At 45.8% G+C, this 201-nt stretch carries 1 tRNA gene; it reads right to left on the reverse strand.

The features are described 5' to 3' along the window. Window positions 1–16: 16 nt before the first annotated feature. Window positions 17–92, reverse strand: a tRNA-Glu gene (locus tag FW758_RS25030). Window positions 93–201: the final 109 nt, after the last annotated feature.

The raw sequence follows: 201 nt of genomic DNA on the forward strand, positions 1-201 counted from the left end.
CTCTATAAAAAATAGATGGTATCCCCTAGGGGATTCGAACCCCTGTTACCGCCGTGAAAGGGCGGTGTCCTAGGCCTCTAGACGAAGGGGACCCGGACTTATGATTTAACTCGTAACCGAGCTTTGTAACACATTCGCTTCAGTAGGCTAGGAAGTAAATGCTTTGTTCTTACCAAACAACACGTTAGTTATTTGCTAGGA

This window comes from Shewanella sp. 1180_01 (assembly GCF_052850535.1).